Below are 18,603 nucleotides of genomic sequence, written 5' to 3' on the forward strand. Positions count from 1 at the left end.
ACCCGGCTGGTGCGCGCGGCGCAGCCTACGCCAGTTCCCGCAGCACCCGCAATGGCGGCTGGCTCAGCGCGCCGCGGCAGGCCAGGGTGCCGGCGCTGCCCACCAGCAGCGCGCCGGCGGCCGGCCCGGCGAGCCACAGTAGCGGGTGCAGGTGGAACGGCAGATCGAACACGCGCTGCGCCAGCACCGCCAGGGTGGCCTCGGCACCGGCGGCGGCGAGCAGGCCGGCGGCGGCGCCCACCAGGCCGAATTCCAGCAGCAGGCTGTGCAGCAGCAGGCGGCGGCGGCCGCCCAGTGTGCGGATTATCGCCGCCTCCTGCAATCGCTCGGCGATGCTGGCGCGCACGCCGGCCACCAGCACCAGCACCCCGGCCACCAGCATCAGCGCCATGACTGCTTCGATCGCCATGGACACCTGGCCGATGGTGTCGCGGATACGCGCGATGATGCGGTCCAGCTCGATCACGGTGACGCTGGGGTGGGCGCGCACCAGGTCGTTGACCAGCAGTTTCTGCTGCGGCGGCAGGTAGAAGCTGGTGATGTAGGTGGCGGGGAAGTCCTCCAGACTGCCGGGGGCGAAAATCATGTAGAAATTCGGCCGCATACTGTTCCAGTTCAGCGAGCGCAGGCTGGTGATCGGCGCCTCCACATCCAGGCCGCCGATGGCAAAGCGCAGCCGGTCGCCGAGCTTGAGCTTGAGGCGTGCGGCGAGCTCCACTTCCACCGAGACACCGCGGGCGTTCACCACTGCGGCGTCGGCGCTGGGCGAATCGCCGCCGGTGTCTTGCGGCTTGGCGCCGCGGTTGTCCGGCTCGCCCTGAGCGCCGTGCGCAACTGCGCCGCCGCGCTGCCACCAGTTGCCGGCGACGATGCGGTTGTCGGCGGGCAGGGTGTCGGTCCAGGTCAGGTTCAGTTCGCGCCGCAGCGCGCCGTCCTGTTGCGGGCGCTCGCGGGCGGGCACGCCGTTGATGGCGGTCAGGCGCCCGCGCACCATCGGGTAGAACTCGGTGCTGGTGATCTGGTGGTCGGCCAGCAACTGTTGCACGCCCGCGACTTCCGCCGGGGCGATATTGACCAGGAAGTGGTTGGGGGCGTGTTGCGGCAGCTGCATGCGCCATTCGTCGATCAGCGCGGTGCGCGCGAATACCATCGCCAGCATGGCCAGCAGGCCGGTGCCGAACGCGGCGATCAGCAGGGTGTTGAAGGCGGCGCGGCGCTGCAGGCTGCCGATAGCGATACGCCAGCTGCCACCGAGCGCCGCCAGGCGGCCGCGCACCAGTAGCCGGTTGACCAGCGCGCTGCCGGCCACCAGCAGGGCCATACCGGCGCACAGCGCGGCGGTAATCGCCAGGCTGCCGCAAAGCCACCAGATCAGCAGCAGCATGCAGGTGGGTCCCAGCACCAGGCCCAGCCATTCGCGCCGATCCGGATTGCTCCAGTCGCGGTGCAGGGTCTGCATGGGGTTGGTGTGCGCGAGGCGCACCAGTGGCGGCAGGGCGAAGCCAAATGCGCACACGAAGCCGGTGGTGGCGCCCACCAGCAGCGGCGTCCAGTGGCTGGGGGGCGGCGCCACCGGGAAGAAGTCGGCCATCAGCGCCACCGCCTGGGCCTGTACCAGGCTGCCGATGGCGAGGCCGGCAGCGGTGGCGCACAGGGCCAGCGCGGCCAGCTGTCCGAGATAGATGCGCAGCACCTGGCTGCGCCCGGCGCCGAGACTCTTCATTACCGCGACGTAGCGGCCGTGGCGCAGGCTGTAGCGGCGCGCGGCGAGGCTGACGGCAACCCCGGCGAGCAGTACCGCGAGGCTGGCGGCGAGGAACAGGAAGCGCTCGGCGCGCTGCAGGGCGGCGGCCACGCGCGGCTGGCCGTCGCGCAGGTCGAGCACCCGCTGGTGCTCGCCGAGCTGTGGCTGCAGCCATTTGAAATAGCGCTTCAGCGCAGCGTCGTCACCGGCGAACAGGTAGCGGTAGCGCACGCGGCTGCCGGGCTGGATCAGGTTGGCGGCGTCCAGGTCGGCGGTGTTGATCAATGCGCGCGCGCCCATGGAGAACAGGCTGGCGCCGGCGTCCGGCTCGCTTTCCAGCAGGCCGCCGACGCGCAGGCGGATATCGCCCAGCTGCACGCGGTCGCCGGGCTGCAGCTGCAGTAGCGGCAGCAGCCGCGGCTGCAGCCAGATCTCGCCGGGCGGCGGCCCATGGCGCAGGGTGCGAATGTTTTGTTGCGCGGCCGCGCGCATGGTCAGCTGGCCCACCAGCGGGTAGCCTTCGCTGGCGGCCTTGATCCAGGCGAACTGGAACTGGTCACCGGCGGACAGCATCGACGCGAACTGTACCGTGCGCGCTTGCTCGAGGCCGCGGCGGCGCGCTTCGTCGAGCCAGCGCTGCGGCACTGGCCGACTGCTGGCGACGACCCGCTCGGCGGCGAGAAAGGTCTGCGATTGCAGGTGCATGGCGCGGTTGAGGCGATCGCTGAAGTGGGCGATGGCAGTGACGCTGCTGACCGCCAGCACCAGCGCGGCGGCCACCAGCGCCAGTTCGCCGCCGCGCCAGTCGCGCCACAGCAGTTTGAGCGGCAGCATCAGCTTGCGGCCTCGGCGAGGGTGTCGCCGCCGTTGTCGGCGGCGATTTCGCCGGCGACGAGTTGCAGGTGGGCGCCGCAGCGCTGGGCGAGGCGCTGTTCGTGGGTGACCAGCACCAGGGTGGTGGCGGATTCGGCGTTGAGGCTGAACAGCAGGTCGATGACTTTTTCGCCGTTGCCGGCGTCGAGACTGCCGGTGGGCTCGTCGGCGAACAGGATGCCACTCGACTCGTCGTCTGCGCTGGAACCGGCGCCGCCAGCGATACTGCAAAAAGCGCGGGCGAGGGCGACGCGCTGTTGTTCGCCGCCGGACAGCTGGCGCGGATAGTGGTGCAGCCGGTGCTGGAGACCAACGCGGGCGAGGTAGTCTTCGGCGCGTTTGGCGGCGTTGCGCTCGCCGCGCAGTTCGCTGGGCAGCATGACGTTTTCCAGCGCGGTGAGACCGGGCAGCAGCTGGAAGGTCTGGAATACGAAGCCGACGCTGCGGGCGCGCACTGCGGCGCGCTGTTCTTCGTCCATGGCGGTGATTTCCTCGCCGGCGAGCCAGATGCGGCCTTCGCTGGGGCGGTCGAGGCCGGCGAGCAGCCCGAGCAGGGTGGATTTGCCGGATCCGGAGGCGCCGGTGATGGCGAGACTCTGGCCGCGGGCGAGTTGCAGAGAAATATTATTTAATAGCGTCAGCGGACCTTCGCTGGTGGCGACGCGGTGGCTTAAGTTTTCGGCCTTGAGCACGGCGGGCATCGGCATTTCCTTACTTATGTCTGGGGTCCGGGTTGTGGGCCAGAGGGCGCGGGCATCTATTGCGGAGAGTATGACATGACGACAGAGTTTTTCCGGCGCTGCGGGGGGCGTTTTGCCTTGTGTGTGCTGCTGTTGGTCCCGCTGGCGGGCCGTGCGGACGATGGCGGGACGCTGCTGGTGCTGGGGGACAGTATCAGTGCCGGTTACGGGATCGATGAGGCGCAGGGCTGGGTGCAGCTGCTGCGCGAGCGGCTGGGCGGCGGTGAGGCGCCGGTGGCGGTGGTGAATGCGAGTGTCAGCGGTGAGACGTCGGCGGGCGGCCTGGCGCGGCTGCCGCGGCTGTTGCAGGAGCACCGGCCGCGCTGGCTGATTGTGGAGCTGGGCGGTAACGATGGCCTGCGCGGCTATCCGCCGCAGGCGCTGGCGCGCAATCTGGAGCAGATGGTACAGCTGGCGCAGAAGGCGGATGTGCGGGTGCTGTTGCTGGGCATGCGCATTCCGCCGAATTACGGCCGCGCCTATACCGACGCCTTTGCGGCGGTGTATCCGAAAGTGGCGAAGGCGGAGCAGGTGCCGCTGGTGCCCTTCTTCCTGGCGCCGGTGGCGCTGCAGGACGGCGCCATGCAGGAGGACGGCATTCACCCCACGGCGGCGGCCCAGCCGGCGCTGCTCGAGCATATCTGGCCCTGTGTGCAGGGCTTGCTGGGGAAAGCCGTGGACCGGCAGTCGTGTACTCCGTGATCGAAATGCGTACAATCGCGGCCTGAATTTTAGGGCTGGATTCTAATTCTGTGGCGTCCCTGCTGCCGGTAGCGGGTTGCGGGACACGCCGTGAATCCATCCCTGGAGGCTTGGCGGCCGGGTCCCTCCGGCCGACAGTCCCGCAACCCGCTACCGGCATCAGGGCCTTCGCATTACAGTTCGAAGCGCCTTTTCGACCCGGAACCCGTAGTCAGAGAAACACCATGTCCGAACTGGAAAACCGCCGCGAGCGGCTGGAATTCAACAAGCTGCAGAAGCGCCTGCGCCGCAACGTGGGCCGCGCCATCGCCGACTTCAATATGATTGAGGAGGGCGACAAGATCATGGTGTGCCTGTCCGGCGGCAAGGATTCCTATGCGATGCTGGATATCCTGCTCAATCTGCAGCGCACGGCACCGGTGCGGTTCGAGCTGGTGGCGGTCAACATGGACCAGAAGCAGCCGGGGTTCCCCGAGCATGTGCTGCCGGAGTACCTGCAGTCCCTGGGGGTGCCCTATCACATTGTGGAGAAGGACACTTACTCGGTGGTGAAGGAGGTGGTGCCGGAGGGCAAGACTACTTGCGGCCTCTGCTCGCGCCTGCGCCGCGGCACCCTGTACGGCTTTGCCGAGGAAATCGGGGCGACCAAGGTGGCGCTGGGACACCACAAGGACGATATCGTCGAGACGTTGTTCCTGAACATGTTCTACGGCGGCCGCCTGAAGGCGATGCCGCCGAAGCTGCGCGCGGACGACGGCCGCAATATCGTGATCCGCCCGCTGGCTTACTGCCGCGAGCAGGACATCGAGCAGTTTGCGGCGATCAAGCAGTTCCCGATCATTCCGTGCAACCTGTGCGGCAGCCAGGAAAACCTGCAGCGCCAGGCGATCAAGCAGATGTTGCGGGACTGGGACCAGAAATTCCCCGGGCGCAGCGAGAATATTTTCGCTGCGCTGACCCGGGTGTCGCCGTCACAACTGGCGGATCGCGACCTGTACGATTTCGAGAGCCTGGAGCTGGACCGCACTACACCAGCGGCTGGCGCGCGGGGCGAGCATGCAATTCAGCGGCAGGTGCACTCCTGGATTCCCGATGGGGAAGAGGAGTCGGTTGCAGAGCCGCCCCGCTATATCGAGGCGCTGAATCTGTAGGATCGGCGGCGCTGACCAGGCGTGCGTAGCTGCACTCGAAGTCGTGCGCGCGGGCGCTGGGGCCGTGGTGGAAGTGCTGGTGCCACAGACGCGCCATGTTGTCCACCTCGGCGCCGACGCGGCTGACCCCGGCGGCGCGGTAGATCAGCCAGGCGATGGCGGTGGCATAGCGCAGGTTGGTGGTCAGTTCACTGTGGGGGTGGTCGAGGAAGTCGCGCTGGCTGGCGAGGCCGCGAACCTTGGAGGCGAGCGCCGGGTGGTCGATCAGGTAGTTGTCCCAGATTTCCCGGTGGGTGTGTGGCTGTATCTGGTAGATGCCCAGCCCGTGGCGGCGGCCCTGCTTGAGGTGAAACCCGAGCTGGGATTCCTGCGCGGCGGTGCCGAGCAACAGGTTTTCCATTTCCGGTGTCCAGGCCCGCAAGTGTTTGAGGGTGGGACGAATCACCAGTTGTCTCAGTTCGTCCAGACAAATGCCCATAGTGTTGTCAGTTTTTCCGTAACTTTTCCCAATATGTAGTTTGTGGATTGAGCTGCTGCCAGTGAATAGGTAGATTTACGCGCAATAAACACGAAAATTGGCTGTCGCGCCTATTCCCCGGGGCTTTCTTGCACTAAAAAAGCCTATGACGCCGGGCGCTGCGGCGGTCGCAATGTTCTCTGTTGGGGATTTTCCATGTCTGGACAATGGCTCGTCGCGCTGACGTTTGTCGGCTACCTGGCTTTTATTCTGGTGATCGGTGTCTACGCTTACCAGCGCACCAAGGATGCCAGTGATTATTTTCTCGGTGGCCGTTCGCTGCCGCCGGCGGTGGCGGCGCTGTCGGCCGGCGCCTCGGATATGAGCGGCTGGCTGCTGCTGGGCCTGCCCGGTGCGGCCTACGCGGTGGGGCTTTCCTCCGGCTGGATCGCGATCGGGCTGTTCTCCGGCATTGTGCTCAGCTGGACCACCATGGCGCGGCGCTTGCGCGTGTACTCCTATGAACTGGATGACGCGCTGACGCTGCCGGCCTATCTGCACCGGCGCTTCAACCTGGGGCATCCCTACCTGCGCACCCTGTGCGGTATCTTTATCCTGCTGTTTTTCCTGTTCTATGTGGCCTCGGGCCTGATTGCCGGGGGCAAGCTGTTCGAGTCGGTGTTCGGCTGGGATTACCGCATTGCGGTGGTGGTCGGTGCGCTGGCGGTGATTTCCTACACGCTGTTTGGCGGTTTCCTGGCGGTGTCCTGGACCGATGTGTTCCAGGGCCTGTTGATGAGCCTGGCGCTGGTGATTGTGCCGGCGGTGGTCATCAGCGACGAGGGTGGCCTGGCGGCCAGCTGGCACCAGCTGCAGCAGCGCGCGCCGGAGCTGACCCACTGGATGAGCGACAATACCGGGCAGGCGCTGGGCGTGGCGGCGATCCTGAGTTCGCTGGCCTGGGGGCTGGGGTATTTTGGCCAGCCGCACATTCTGGCCCGCTTCAAGGCGGTGCGCCGCCCGGAGGATGTGCCGACGGCGGCGCTGGTGGCGGCGGTGTGGTCGCTGGCCGGTTTTCTCGGTGCGATGGCGGTGGGCCTGTTCGGGCGCCTGGAGCTGAATCAGGTGCTGCCGGATGGCGAGCGTATCTTTATCGAGCTGGTGGGGGCGCTGTTCCACCCGCTGGTGGCAGGGGTGCTGCTGGCGGCGATCCTGTCGGCGATCATGAGCACCGCGGACTCCCAGCTGCTGGTTAGCTCGGCGGCGCTGGCGGAAGATATCTACCACGTCTGGGTGGGCCGCGAGACCAGCCCCGAGGCGATGGTCAAGGTGGGGCGCTGGGCGGTGGTGGGCCTGTCGCTGATCGCCGTGTGGGTGGCACTGGATCCGGACTCCAAGGTGCTCGACGTGGTGGCCTATGCGTGGGCAGGGCTTGGCGCGGCATTCGGGCCAGCGATCCTGATCAGCCTGTACTGGTCGCGCATGACCGGTGCCGGCGCCATCGCCGGGGTGCTGGTGGGCGGTGTTACGGTACTGATCTGGAGGGAGCTATCCGGGGGCATCTTCGATATCTACGAGTTGCTACCGGGCTTCGTACTCTCCGCAGCTGCTATCGTGATAGTAAGCGCAGTGACGAATTGCCCCGTGGCCGTCTCATCGCGCCATCGCGAGTTGATGGGGTGAGGCCGGTGCCGCGCGGCGCGCGGGCGCTCTCGAGCATGGGTTGTGCAGGACGTTGCAGTTCCTGCGCGTGAGTGCCGCCGCATGAATCTCTTCCGCACAGGCTCCGGCCGGCAGACCGGGGGGCGGCGTTACTGACGCGAGGCGAAACGGATTTCCATCCGCATCCATGCATGCCCAAAGCGGTTGGAGAAACTGAGTGATCGAAGTCCATGTCGGAGATATCACTCGATTAAAAGTCGATGTTATCGTCAATGCCGCCAACAGCCACCTGCAGGGCGGTGGTGGTGTAGACGGGACCATTCACCGCGCGGCGGGGCCCCGCCTGTTGGAGGCTTGCCGCCAGATTGGCGGCTGCCCCGCCGGGGAAGTGCGCGCGACCCCGGCTTTTGATATTCCCGTCAAGCGTATCTACCACACCGTCGGCCCGGTCTGGCGCGGCGGCAATCTCGGCGAACCGGAACTGCTGGCGAGTTGTTACCGCCAGTGCCTGACGTTGGCGCGGCGGGAGAACATGCAGTCCATCGCCTTCCCGGCAATCAGTTGTGGTGTCTACGACTATCCGCCGGAGCAGGCGGTGGAAATCGCCGTGGACCAGGTGCAGGCGCACCTGGAGCGCGATGCGGTACCGCGGCTGGTGATTTTCTGCTGTTTCGACGAGGCGATGGCGGAGCTATACCGGTTGCAGCTGGATACCGCCTATGTGCGCCGCTGAGCGGCGCCGCCCGTGAGCGGCTTGTCCCCGTCGCAGTGACCGGATCGGTCATTGCGGCGTTTGCGCTGCTCGCCGATGATTGGCGCAGATAATAAAAACGAGGGTGAGAAAATGCGCAGTGCCGAACAGTGGTTTGCCGAGTATGGCGAGAGCCACCAGAACCCAGTCAACAAGGCCATTCACTGGATTGCGGTGCCGGTCATTTACGCCACCGTGGTGGGGCTGTTGTGGTCGATTCCACAGCCGGCGTTTATGGCGTCGATCCCGTGGCTGAACTGGGCGGTGGTGGCGCTGGTGCCGACGCTGCTGTTCTATCTGGTGATGTCGTTCCCGCTGGCGCTGGGCATGGCTGCGGCCAGCGTCGTATGCCTGTGGGGCTGGAGCGGCTTTGCGCGGCTGGGGTACTCGGTGTGGATGGCCTCGCTGGTGCTGTTCGTGATCATGTGGATCTTCCAGTTCATCGGCCACCGGATCGAGGGTAAGAAACCCTCTTTCTTCAAGGACCTGCAATTCCTGTTGATCGGCCCGGCGTGGGTGATCGGGTTTGTCTATCGCAAGTTTGATATCAAATACTGACGGCGCCGGCTCAATCGCGCTGTGAGAGCGGCCAGCGGCCGCTCCGTCGGTCAGCCTGTATGTGATCAGCGGTTGTAGTGCACCGGTACTTCCAGCGTCTCTTTCACCTGCTCCATGACCACATAACTGGTGCACTCCTGTACTTCCGGCAGTGTCAGCAGGGTCTCGCCGTAGAAGCGGCGATAGGCATTCATATCTGCCACCCGCGCCTTGATCAGGTAGTCAAAATTCCCCGATACCAGATAGCATTCCTGCACCTCCGGCAGCGCCGCCACGGCGTTGCGGAACTCCTCGAACGCGTCCTGAGCCGAGCGGTTCAGGCGGATCTGCACGAACACCACCAGCGCCGCGTCGAGAAACTCCGGGTTGATCAGCGCCGTATAGCCCTGGATTACGCCATCTCCCTCCAGGCGCCGCACCCGCTCGATACAGGGGGTGGCGGTCAGCCCCACCTCGCGCGCGAGCTCGGCATAGCTGGTGCGGCCATTCTTTTGCAGTACCCGCAGGATGTTGCGGTCAATGGTGCTCAGTTCATTGGCGCGTCTGCGCATGGTGTTCCCTCGGTTGAATCGATCAATTAACGGGCATTCTGGTGCCTCATCCAGTGGATTCCACTGGTTGGGGGTGAAAAATAACATAAATTCCCTCGGTGGGCGGCTCTATACTGGGTGAAATCGCAGAAGCAGGGTAACTGCACCCATCACCGGATAAGTGGCCTGAGTGCCAACAACGAGGAGTACAAGAAATGTTGATAGGTGTCCCGAAAGAGATCAAAAACCACGAGTACCGTATCGGCCTGACGCCGGCCAGTGTTCGTGAGCTGATCGGTCACGGTCACGAGGTGATCGTGCAGAAAGACGGTGGTTCCGCCATCGGCTTTACCGACGAAATGTACGAGCAGGCAGGTGCCAAGATCATCGATTCTCCGGAAGAGATCTTCGCTACCGCCGACATGATCGTCAAGGTCAAGGAGCCGCAGCCGCACGAGTGCGAGATGCTGCGCCCGGGCCAACTGCTGTACACCTACCTGCACCTGGCGCCCGATCCCAAGCAGACCGAGCTGCTGGTCAAGTCCGGCGCTACCTGTATCGCCTATGAAACCGTAACCGATCGCTCCGGCGCGTTGCCGCTGCTGGCACCGATGTCTGAAGTGGCCGGCCGTATGTCCGTACAGTGCGGCGCCCACCACCTGGAGAAAGCCCAGGGTGGTCTCGGCGTACTGCTGGGCGGCGTGCCCGGTGTGGCCCCGGCCAAGGTACTGGTGATCGGTGGCGGTGTCGTGGGTACCAACGCGGCCAAAATGGCCCTGGGTATGGGCGCCGACGTCACTATTCTGGATCGCTCCCTGCCGCGTCTGCGTCAGCTGGACGATATCTTCGGCGGCGCTGTGCGCACCGAATACTCCACCAACGACGCTATTGAGAAACACGCGCTGGAAGCGGACCTGGTAATCGGTGCGGTACTGATTCCGGGTGCGGCGGCGCCGAAGCTGCTGACCCGCGACCATATCAGTCGCATGAAGAAGGGCGCTGTGGTTGTGGACGTGGCCATCGACCAGGGCGGTTGCTTCGAAACCTCCAAGGCTACCACCCACCAGGAGCCGACTTACGTCGTCGACGGCGTGGTGCACTACTGCGTGGCCAACATGCCCGGCGGTGTTGCACGCACCTCCACCATGGCCCTGAACAACGCCACCCTGCCGTTTGCTGTGTCCCTGGCCAACAAGGGCGCCAAGCAAGCGCTGCTGGACGACGCCAACCTGCTGGAAGGCCTGAACGTTCACGCCGGTATGGTGACCTACAAGGCCGTTGCCGATGTACTGGGCTACGAATACGTGGATCCGAAACTGGCGCTGCAGAAGTCTGCCGTAGAGGAAGGCGCTGCCGCGTAACGAGATGGAAACTGCGGCCGCTGGCGCGGCCGCATTGAGAAATTTACTGCGACAGAACACGGGAAGTAACGCGCTTGTCGAATGTTTCAGTCTTTCTCCCCAGGGGCGCGCCCCCGCGCCCCGCTCTGTGAGACCCGGTGACCTCTCTGTCACCGTTCCGACCGCGCAATTGCGCGGTTTTTTTATTTTCGGGGATTGGTTTCTGTTGCCGAGGGCTCCGAACTGAATATTTCTCCGCCGTCTTCCCTGTATAAAGGGCTTTATCGCTTTGAAAGTTTTCTGTGCCTTAAGCGCGCTGTCGTGAATCTGTGGAAAAGAAAACCGCGCGCGATCTGTAGGGGCGGACACAGGGTCCGCCCCTACGGAACCGGGCTTTATCGATTTGACAGAGTCCTGTGCCTCAAGCGCTCGGTAGTGAACCTGTGCAAAAGAAATCTACGCGTGCCCGGTAACGGGAGTTGTGGATTGTTTCGGGTGACAGGGGCGTTAGCGCCCGGGAAACAGCCGTCCAAGTAGCACTGGTAGTGCCGTTTCCACCCGCAGGATTCGCGGACCCAGATGTACTGCGTCGAAGCCCGTCTCCTGCAGCTTTTCCACTTCGTAGGGAATAAAACCGCCCTCGGGGCCAATCGCCAGCGTGGTGGGGGAGGTGATATCCACAGGGCAGGGGGTGTCGGTGACCGGGTGGGCGACAAGTTTCCGTGATTCGGCGGCGATTGCCGGTAATTCGTCTTCGACAAACGGTTTGAAGCGCTTGCGTAGTTCTATCTGCGGCATGCGCGTATCCACGGCCTGTTCCAGGCCCAGCAGGCATTGCTCGCGCAGTTTGTCCCCATCCAGCCACGGGGTCTGCCAGTAAGACTTCTCCACCCGGTAGGCGTTGATCAGGTACAGCTTTTTGACCCCCAATGCGGTGGCGTGCTGGATGGTGCGCTTGAGCATTTTCGGCCGCGGCAGCGCCAGGATCAGGGCCAGCGGCAGGCCGGGCGGCGGGTCGCGGTGGAACTCGACCTGCAGTTCTGCAAAGTCGTCGTTCAGTTCACAGATGCGGCCGCTGCCGATCTGCCCGTCGAGCAGGCCGATGCGCAGGCTGTCGCCGGCGCCGGCGCGGTGGACCTGCTGGATATGCTGCAGGCGGCGCCCATCCAGGCGCGCGCGGTCCGGCGCGATGAAGTCAGCGGTTTCGAGGAGAACGAGATTCAAGCGGAGGCGCTCATATGGTCGTGAGTGGCGGGTTCAGGTGGCGGCGCTGGCAATGGCGCCTTTGCCGATGCCCTCGTAGGCGCGCACAGTGACCTGGCGGCCGGGTTCCTCAGCCGCAATCTGCACGGCGATATACTGGGCCAGTTGCTCGACAGTGGTATCGCAGTCCACCAGCTCGCAGCGCGCGGCGGGAATGGTCAGCGCGAAATCCCCCTGGCGGGCGCGGTAGGCGAAATCCAGGGCATCGTTGCCGGCGGGGGCGGACAGGTCCTCGCGGGTACCCAGGTAGATATCCCGCCAGCGCTCGGCCCACTTGGCCTCCCACGGCTGGCTGCGCGCGCCGTCGAGCAAGATCTGGATGCGCGAACGATGGCCGTGGGCGATGCGCTGGCAGTTGCCGTCGTGCTTTTTGAGGCCGTGGCTGTAGTGGTAGAAGGCATCGTCGATGGCTTCACAGTCAAACGTCAGGTGCAGCTTTTCGACACTGGTGGGAAAGGCGCTGGCCAGTTGCTGCACGCTCCAGCGCGCGACACTGTCGCCATCGATGGCTTCCGCCTCTACCAGCGCAAACGCCTGCGCCGGCCCGCTGACAGCGATCTCGCCGCCATCGGCCAGCTGCCAGCGCAGCGCCACCCGGTCCCCGTCGCGCTGCAGCCGCAGGTGCGGTGAGGCGGTGGGTACCAGCAGGCGGTGATCCAGTTCATCGTCCAGCCAGTTGCGCAGGGTTTTCTTGACGATACCGAAGTCGCACACCATGCCCTGATCGTCGAGGGCGCCGTCGAGGACCGCGTTGGCCAGCCAGGTTTCGCCCACCAGGCCGCGCTGGTGATCGAGGTAGCTGAAATCCACATTGGTGAGGTTGTCGACAAACAGATGCATAAAGTTCTTCGATCTCTGGGGTTGCGATATGGCCGGGTTGCGGGCCCGACTGGGGGCCGGATCCGTTCGCGGTCATTATAACCTGTATACAGGGCTGGAACTCGCGCCGATGAGTCTCTATAATCGCGCCCTCTTCGCTGCTAAGGGTATTCCCGCAGTGGAGATGTTGCGGCGGCCCTTCCGGTCCCCTCGCAATGAACAGCTGTGAACCCCGCCAGGCCCGGAAGGGAGCAACGGTAGCAGTGGTATCATGTGCCGAGGGTGTTGCTGGTTGGGCTGCCTCCAATTTCCCCCCTTCCCGCTGATCGTTTTCCCTGCGCCCCGTATTCCCACACCGGAAAATCTCACTGCTTTGCTACCCGATTGGGGAATTCTGTGCCTATGTGGAGGCACAGCCCGCGCCGCTATCCCAGCGCAGCGCGCCTGTATGCTATAAACGACGACACCAATCCGGAATCGATAACACCGTTCCGGTAAGTCCAATACTGTTCAGAGGGAACTGATGAAGACCATTGCCCTGGCGATGATTGCCGCCACCCTGGTACTTGCCGGCTGCGACGGCGATCGCGCCGCAGAGCCGCCAACCCTGACCTCCAAAGTCGCCGCGCAGGAAGAGGCCACCGCGCAGGGCGAGGTCGCCGGCACGCGTGCGGCGCTGACCGCCGACGACGCCAAGGCATTCCTCACCGACGCGCAGGCACAGCTGGCCAAGCTGTCGGAGGAATCCAGCCATGCGAGCTGGCTGGCGGCCACCTATATCAATGTGGATTCCGAGTTCGTCGAGTCCCTCGCGTCCGAGCGCTACACCGCCCTGGCGGTCAAGCTGGCCTCGGAGGCGGCTAAATTCGATCCGGTGACGCTGGACCCCGAAACCCGCCGCCAACTGACCATGCTCAAGCAGAGCCTGGTACTGCCGGCACCGAAAGATCCGAAGTTGACCGCGGAGCTGGCGCAGATCGGCTCCAAGCTGCAGGGCATGTACGGCGCCGGCAAATATTGCCGCGACCAGAAGGGCGAGGAGAAGTGCTACTCGCTGACCGAAATGGGCCAGCTGATGGCCACCAGCCGCGACCCCAAGCTGCTCAAGGAGTTGTGGGTCGGCTGGCGCAAAGTGGCGCCGCCGATGAAGCCGCTGTACGAGCGTGAGGTGGAAATCGCCAACGCCGGCGCCAGGGACCTGGGTTACGACAACCTGAGTGTGATGTGGCGCTCCAAGTACGATATGGATGCGGACGCCTTTTCCGCGGACATGGATGCGCAGTGGAACAAGGTTAAGCCGCTCTACAACGCACTTTACTGCCATGTGCGCGCCAAGCTGAACGATTACTACGGCGACGACGTGGTGCCGCCCCACGGCAAGATTCCCGCGCACCTGCTCGGTAATATGTGGGCGCAGGAGTGGGGCAATATTTACGATATCGTCAAAGACGACAATATGCAGGCGCCCTACGACCTGACCAAGCTGGTGCAGGACTCCGGCATGGGCGAGCGGGACATGGTCAAGGTGGGTGAGCGCTTCTTTACCTCGCTGGGCTTCAAGCCGCTGCCGCAGACCTTCTGGGAGCGCTCGCAGTTCACCAAGCCGCGCGACCGCGACGTGGTGTGCCATGCGAGTGCCTGGGACCTGGATGCCAAGAACGATGTGCGCATCAAGATGTGCATCCACAAGACCGGCGAAGACCTGGTGACCATTCACCACGAGCTGGGGCACAACTTCTACCAGCGCATCTACCAGGACCAGCCGTTCCTGTACCAGGACGGTGCCAACGACGGTTTCCACGAGGCGGTGGGCGACACCATCGCGCTGTCGATTACCCCCAAATACCTGAAACAGATCGGCCTGCTGGACAAGGTGCCGGACCAGAGCAAGGATCTCGGCTTCCTGATGCAGCAGGCGCTGGACAAGATTGCCTTCCTGCCGTTCGGCCTGCTGGTAGACAAGTGGCGCTGGGAAGTCTTTAACGGCGACGTGAAGCCCGGTGATTACAACAAGGCCTGGTGGAAGCTGCGCGAGGAATACCAGGGCATAGCACCGCCGGTGGCGCGTTCGGAGGCCAACTTCGATCCGGGCGCCAAATACCATATTCCCGCCAATACACCCTATGCGCGCTACTTCCTCGCGCGTATCCAGCAGTTCCAGTTCCACCGCGCCCTGTGCGAGGCCGCCGGCGAAACCGGCCCGCTGCACCGCTGCTCCATCTACAAGAACACCGCCGCCGGCAAGAAACTGCGCAAGATGCTCGCCATGGGCGCCAGCAAGCCGTGGCCCGACGCCATGGAAGTGCTCACCGGCCAGCGCGAACTGGATGCTTCGGCGATCATCGACTATTTCCAGCCGTTAATGGACTACCTCAACGAACAAAACAAAAACCGCGACTGCAGCTGGGATTAGCTGCGCGCTTAGCGAGCACGGCTCGCTGCGCAGCTAATCGACCGGCCATGGATGGCCGGGCCGGTGCTAGAGCGAACACTCATATGTAACGCCAGGGATGGCGATATTGCGGTCGGCTGTTTCCGCGAAGCTAATCGACCGGCCATGGGCCGCAGGCGCCGTGAATGCCCGCAGCGGCCGGGCAGCCCTTCGGGCGAACACAAGGTTCGCCCCTACGGAACAGGCTTTGTTGTGCCGAAAAAGCTCAGTGCCTCAACTGGCCCGTAGCGCAACGGTGGAAATGCACACCGGACTCGATCTGCAGGGGCGAACCTTGTGTTCGCCCGGCTCGCCGGCCCACCCCAATCCTCTCTTCCCGGGAACGCGGCACGCCAGCTCCGCATTTTCACATCGTTTCAAAACTGCGCCTGCGCGGTGAGCCACAGCTTGTCCGTATCCACGCTGAAGTCGTCGGCGCTGTAACTGCTGTACTTCAGGCTCAGCGCGACCGCATCCAGTTTTCCCCCCACGACAAAGCCGTATTCACTGCCCAACTGATTCATCCCGGAAACTTCGGTGTCATCGGAATTGAGCTGGTGGTAGTTGAGCGCGAGGTTGATACCCGCCAGCTCGGTACCGAGCGAGGCGTACACGTCCTCGATACCGCCGGCGATATTGCCACTGCCGCCGCCGAGAAACTTGTCGTTCCAGCCCTGGAATTTGTGCAGGGTCGCCAGCGGGGTAATGAACTGCCCGTCGGCGCCGTCCGCTCCCAGTAGTTCATAGCCCGCCTTGAGCGTGACGGCACCGAATCGGTAACCCCCCTCGGCGAACAGGTAAGCGGCGCGGTAGCTGGCTGGATTGTCAGCGGCCGCAGATTGGGTAGCGTATTCCAGCGCATACAGTGCCGGACCGGTTTTGCCGGCGAAACGCAGGCCGTAGGTGTCGGTGGAAAAGCCCGGCGCATCCAGGTTGTCGATCAGGTAGGCGTAGGCGGATAGCGCCCCCGCACTCACTCCGGTGTATTTTGTATTGAACAGGTAGGTATCATTCTTGTGGTCGCCCAGCGGGCTGTCTTCACCAAAGATGCGGTTGACGTTATCGACATGGGCGAGAAACAACGTGGTGTCGGTGAGGCTGCGGTTGGTGATACTGAAACCGTCGTAGGTCTGCTCGTTCTGCCGGAAACCGACACCACCGACAAAACGCTGGTTGTCCAGCAGAATGCGCTGGCGGCCGTACTTCAATGTGGTATCGCCAGCCCCGTAGGCGAGCACCGCCTGATTCACTTCGGTGCCCTCCGGGTCGGCGATACCACCTTCGTACTTTGTCATATGCGTGACGTCGTCCATCTCGATCAATGCGCTGAAACCGCGGAAGGTGGCCGACTGGAAACCGAGACGGGTCTTCAGGCTGGTCAGGTCCACCGTGTCGGTGCCCTCGGTGTTCACCTGCTCGCTGCGCGCGCGCAGGGACAGCGATGCCTTCCCCTGGCTCAGCGCCTCGCCAACGGTGCTGGCAGTGCTTGTGGATTCGACTTCGTCGGCAGCCTGGGCTGGCACGGTGGTTGCGCACAGCGCGAGTGTCAGCAGTGACAGAGGTTGGTGCATTGTTTTCATTTGGCGTTTTCCGGTAAGTGAGGTAATCGTTAAGGGTTGTAGCGCTTGTGTGTGCCCCTGGCAGTAACGTTTACGCCGCGTGTTCCACGGACTTGTTATCGGATGTAGATGTCTCTGCTGTGGCAGCGGCGGTTTGCGCTGTGTGAAGGCGTCCGTGTCGTTCGTGCAGGAATTTCAGTACGCGCGCGCGGTAGTGGTTGTAGCCGGGATCGTCGGCCAGGGTCAGGCGGCGCCGTGGCCGCTCCAGCTCCACCGTGAGAATTTCGCCGATGGTGGCGGCGGGGCCGTTGCTCATCATCACGATGCGGTCGGACAGCAGCACTGCCTCGTCGACGTCGTGGGTGATCATGACGACGGTATTGTTCAGCGTCGCCTGGATCTCCATCAGGGAATCCTGCATATGGGCACGGGTCAGCGCGTCCAGCGCGCCGAAAGGTTCATCCATCAGCAGCACCTTGGGCTGCATGGCCAGGGCGCGGGCAATACCGACCCGCTGCTTCATGCCGCCGGATATTTCCCCGGGCCGCTTGTGCATCGCGTGCTCCATCTGCACCAGGCGCAGGTTGTGCTCGATCCACTCACGCAGTTCGGCGCGACTTTTGCGCTTGGCGTAAACCTGGCGCACGGCCAGCTCGACATTTTGATAGGCGCTGAGCCACGGCAGCAGGGAGTGATTCTGGAACACCACCGCGCGCTCCGGCCCGGGTTCGGTCACTTCGCGGCCATCCAGGATGACGCCGCCGCGGGTGGCGCGGTAGAGACCGGCCACCACATTGAGCACGGTCGATTTACCGCAACCGGAGTGGCCGATCAGCGACACAAATTCGCCATGGCGGATTTGCAGGTTGATGTCGCGCAGCGCGCAGAAGGAGCCACCGGGGGCGGGGAATTCCATATCGATATGGCTGATATCCAGTAAATAACTCATGACGCCCTCCCAAAAATTGATTGGCAGTCTTTTTCGGCAAACGGTTAGTGGGTGACGCTGTCCCTGTCCCAGGAAATCAGCTTCTGCAGTGCCAGCATGGCGCGGTCGAGCGCAAAGCCGATCGTGCCGATGACAATAACGGCGGCCATGATGCGGGCCAGGGAGTCGGAGCTGCCGTTCTGGAATTCGTCCCAGACAAATTTGCCCAGCCCCGGGCTCTGCGCCAGCATCTCCGCTGCGATCAGCACCATCCAGGCGACCCCGAGTGACAGGCGCATGCCGGTAAAAATTGCCGGAATCGATGCGGGCAACACGATCTTGCGCACGTGCCGCAGTGGCGACAGGCGCAGCACCCGGCTGACATTGACCAGGTCGCTGTCGATGGATGCTACGCCGACGGCAGTGTTGATCAGCATTGGCCACAGGCAGCACAGGGTCACCGTGATCATCGAGTTGAGAAACGATTTGGCCAGCAGCGGATCACTGCTGGTGTAGAGTGCGCTGACCACCATGGTGACCAGCGGCAGCCAGGCCAGCGGCGATACCGGTTTGAACAATTGCACGATCGGGTTGATGGCACTGTGCAGCGCGCGGCTCAGGCCGCTGGCGATGCCCAGGGGAATCGCCGCTGCAGCGGCGAGCAGGAAGCCGCTCAGCACTGTTACCAGGCTGGTGAGTATCTGGTCGATAAACGTTTCCCTGCCGGTAAAGGCGCGGATTTTTGGCTGGTAGTCGGAGTCGGCCGCCACCCGCTCGGCATTGCGGATTTTCTGTCGCTGGTAAAATGCGACGGCCTTTGCCCGGGTCTGCCGATGCTCCTGATAGAGTGCGCCGAACTGCTCCCACACCGCCGCCGGGCCGGGAAACTGACCCAGCGAAGTGTTGATATTGCTCGCCGCCGCCGACCACAGCAGCAGAAAGGCGAGGATGCCGACCAGCGGCAGCACCGCCCGCTGCATTGCGCGATCCAGCCAATTGCGACCGGCAAACGGCACTCTGGCGGCGAGATTCCAGGCGGGCAGCTTTCTGCCCTCGATGGCACTCGAATTCATTCCCATTTACCTCGTGGCGGTG

Annotated in this window: 15 protein-coding genes and 1 other RNA gene; 8 read left to right on the forward strand and 8 right to left on the reverse strand. The window is 63.9% G+C overall.

Going from position 1 to position 18,603, the window contains the following annotated elements:
• Window positions 1–25: 25 nt before the first annotated feature.
• Both ABDK11_RS05275 and ABDK11_RS05280 read right to left on the reverse strand, forming a co-directional pair.
• Window positions 26–2,578: an FtsX-like permease family protein gene (locus tag ABDK11_RS05275; protein WP_346839254.1), complete on the reverse strand. Its 2,553-nt coding sequence runs from the start codon at window positions 2,576–2,578 to the stop codon at window positions 26–28.
• Window positions 2,578–3,318: an ATP-binding cassette domain-containing protein gene (locus tag ABDK11_RS05280; RefSeq protein WP_346839255.1), complete on the reverse strand. Its 741-nt coding sequence runs from the start codon at window positions 3,316–3,318 to the stop codon at window positions 2,578–2,580. Before ABDK11_RS05280 ends, ABDK11_RS05275 begins: the two co-directional genes overlap by 1 nt.
• Window positions 3,319–3,393: 75 nt before the next feature.
• Here ABDK11_RS05280 and ABDK11_RS05285 point away from each other — a divergent pair, with 75 nt between their 5' ends.
• The 5 genes from ABDK11_RS05285 (at window position 3,394) to ABDK11_RS05305 (ending at window position 8,638) form a co-directional block, all read left to right on the forward strand.
• Complete coding sequence (locus ABDK11_RS05285) at window positions 3,394–4,059, forward strand: arylesterase (protein ID WP_346839256.1); 666 nt, start codon at window positions 3,394–3,396, stop codon at window positions 4,057–4,059.
• 224 nt (window positions 4,060–4,283) lie between these two features.
• Window positions 4,284–5,210, forward strand: a complete 927-nt coding sequence (ttcA, locus tag ABDK11_RS05290; protein WP_346839257.1) for a tRNA 2-thiocytidine(32) synthetase TtcA — start codon at window positions 4,284–4,286, stop codon at window positions 5,208–5,210.
• Between the two features lie 673 nt (window positions 5,211–5,883).
• Complete coding sequence (gene putP / locus ABDK11_RS05295; protein WP_346839258.1) at window positions 5,884–7,350, forward strand: sodium/proline symporter PutP; 1,467 nt, start codon at window positions 5,884–5,886, stop codon at window positions 7,348–7,350.
• A gap of 196 nt (window positions 7,351–7,546) precedes the next feature.
• Window positions 7,547–8,062: an O-acetyl-ADP-ribose deacetylase gene (locus tag ABDK11_RS05300; protein ID WP_346839259.1), complete on the forward strand. Its 516-nt coding sequence runs from the start codon at window positions 7,547–7,549 to the stop codon at window positions 8,060–8,062.
• A gap of 111 nt (window positions 8,063–8,173) precedes the next feature.
• Window positions 8,174–8,638: an Mpo1-like protein gene (locus tag ABDK11_RS05305; protein WP_346839260.1), complete on the forward strand. Its 465-nt coding sequence runs from the start codon at window positions 8,174–8,176 to the stop codon at window positions 8,636–8,638.
• Between the two features lie 65 nt (window positions 8,639–8,703).
• Here the strand turns inward: ABDK11_RS05305 and ABDK11_RS05310 are convergent, their stop codons facing one another.
• A complete protein-coding gene (locus ABDK11_RS05310; RefSeq protein WP_346839261.1) occupies window positions 8,704–9,189 on the reverse strand; it encodes an Lrp/AsnC ligand binding domain-containing protein in 486 nt (161 codons plus the stop codon).
• Window positions 9,190–9,383: 194 nt separating this feature from the next.
• Between ABDK11_RS05310 and ald the strand changes: the two genes are divergently transcribed.
• On the forward strand, window positions 9,384–10,529 hold the full coding sequence (ald, locus tag ABDK11_RS05315) for an alanine dehydrogenase (RefSeq protein WP_346839262.1): 1,146 nt from the start codon (window positions 9,384–9,386) through the stop codon (window positions 10,527–10,529).
• A 486-nt stretch (window positions 10,530–11,015) separates the two neighbouring features.
• On the opposite strand, the gene ABDK11_RS05320 is transcribed toward ald, so the two are convergent.
• On the reverse strand, window positions 11,016–11,732 hold the full coding sequence (locus ABDK11_RS05320; RefSeq protein ID WP_346839263.1) for a 16S rRNA (uracil(1498)-N(3))-methyltransferase: 717 nt from the start codon (window positions 11,730–11,732) through the stop codon (window positions 11,016–11,018).
• Between the two features lie 33 nt (window positions 11,733–11,765).
• Window positions 11,766–12,611, reverse strand: a complete 846-nt coding sequence (locus ABDK11_RS05325) for a 6-carboxytetrahydropterin synthase (RefSeq protein WP_346839264.1) — start codon at window positions 12,609–12,611, stop codon at window positions 11,766–11,768.
• 178 nt (window positions 12,612–12,789) lie between these two features.
• On the opposite strand from ABDK11_RS05325, the gene ffs reads away from it, so the two are divergent.
• Both ffs and ABDK11_RS05335 read left to right on the forward strand, forming a co-directional pair.
• Window positions 12,790–12,887: signal recognition particle sRNA small type (ffs, locus tag ABDK11_RS05330), an RNA gene on the forward strand.
• A gap of 226 nt (window positions 12,888–13,113) precedes the next feature.
• A complete protein-coding gene (locus ABDK11_RS05335; RefSeq protein ID WP_346839265.1) occupies window positions 13,114–15,003 on the forward strand; it encodes a M2 family metallopeptidase in 1,890 nt (629 codons plus the stop codon).
• A gap of 395 nt (window positions 15,004–15,398) precedes the next feature.
• On the opposite strand, the gene ABDK11_RS05340 is transcribed toward ABDK11_RS05335, so the two are convergent.
• The 3 genes from ABDK11_RS05340 to ABDK11_RS05350 all read right to left on the reverse strand — a co-directional run bounded on the left by ABDK11_RS05340 (window position 15,399) and on the right by ABDK11_RS05350 (window position 18,581).
• Window positions 15,399–16,601, reverse strand: a complete 1,203-nt coding sequence (locus ABDK11_RS05340) for an alginate export family protein (protein ID WP_346839266.1) — start codon at window positions 16,599–16,601, stop codon at window positions 15,399–15,401.
• A gap of 70 nt (window positions 16,602–16,671) precedes the next feature.
• Window positions 16,672–17,529, reverse strand: a complete 858-nt coding sequence (locus ABDK11_RS05345; protein WP_346839267.1) for an ABC transporter ATP-binding protein — start codon at window positions 17,527–17,529, stop codon at window positions 16,672–16,674.
• Window positions 17,530–17,573: 44 nt separating this feature from the next.
• Window positions 17,574–18,581, reverse strand: coding sequence for an ABC transporter permease (locus tag ABDK11_RS05350; RefSeq protein WP_346839268.1), 1,008 nt, complete (start codon window positions 18,579–18,581; stop codon window positions 17,574–17,576).
• Window positions 18,582–18,603: the final 22 nt, after the last annotated feature.

The sequence above is a fragment of the Microbulbifer sp. SAOS-129_SWC genome (assembly GCF_039696035.1).
Taxonomy (GTDB): domain Bacteria; phylum Pseudomonadota; class Gammaproteobacteria; order Pseudomonadales; family Cellvibrionaceae; genus Microbulbifer.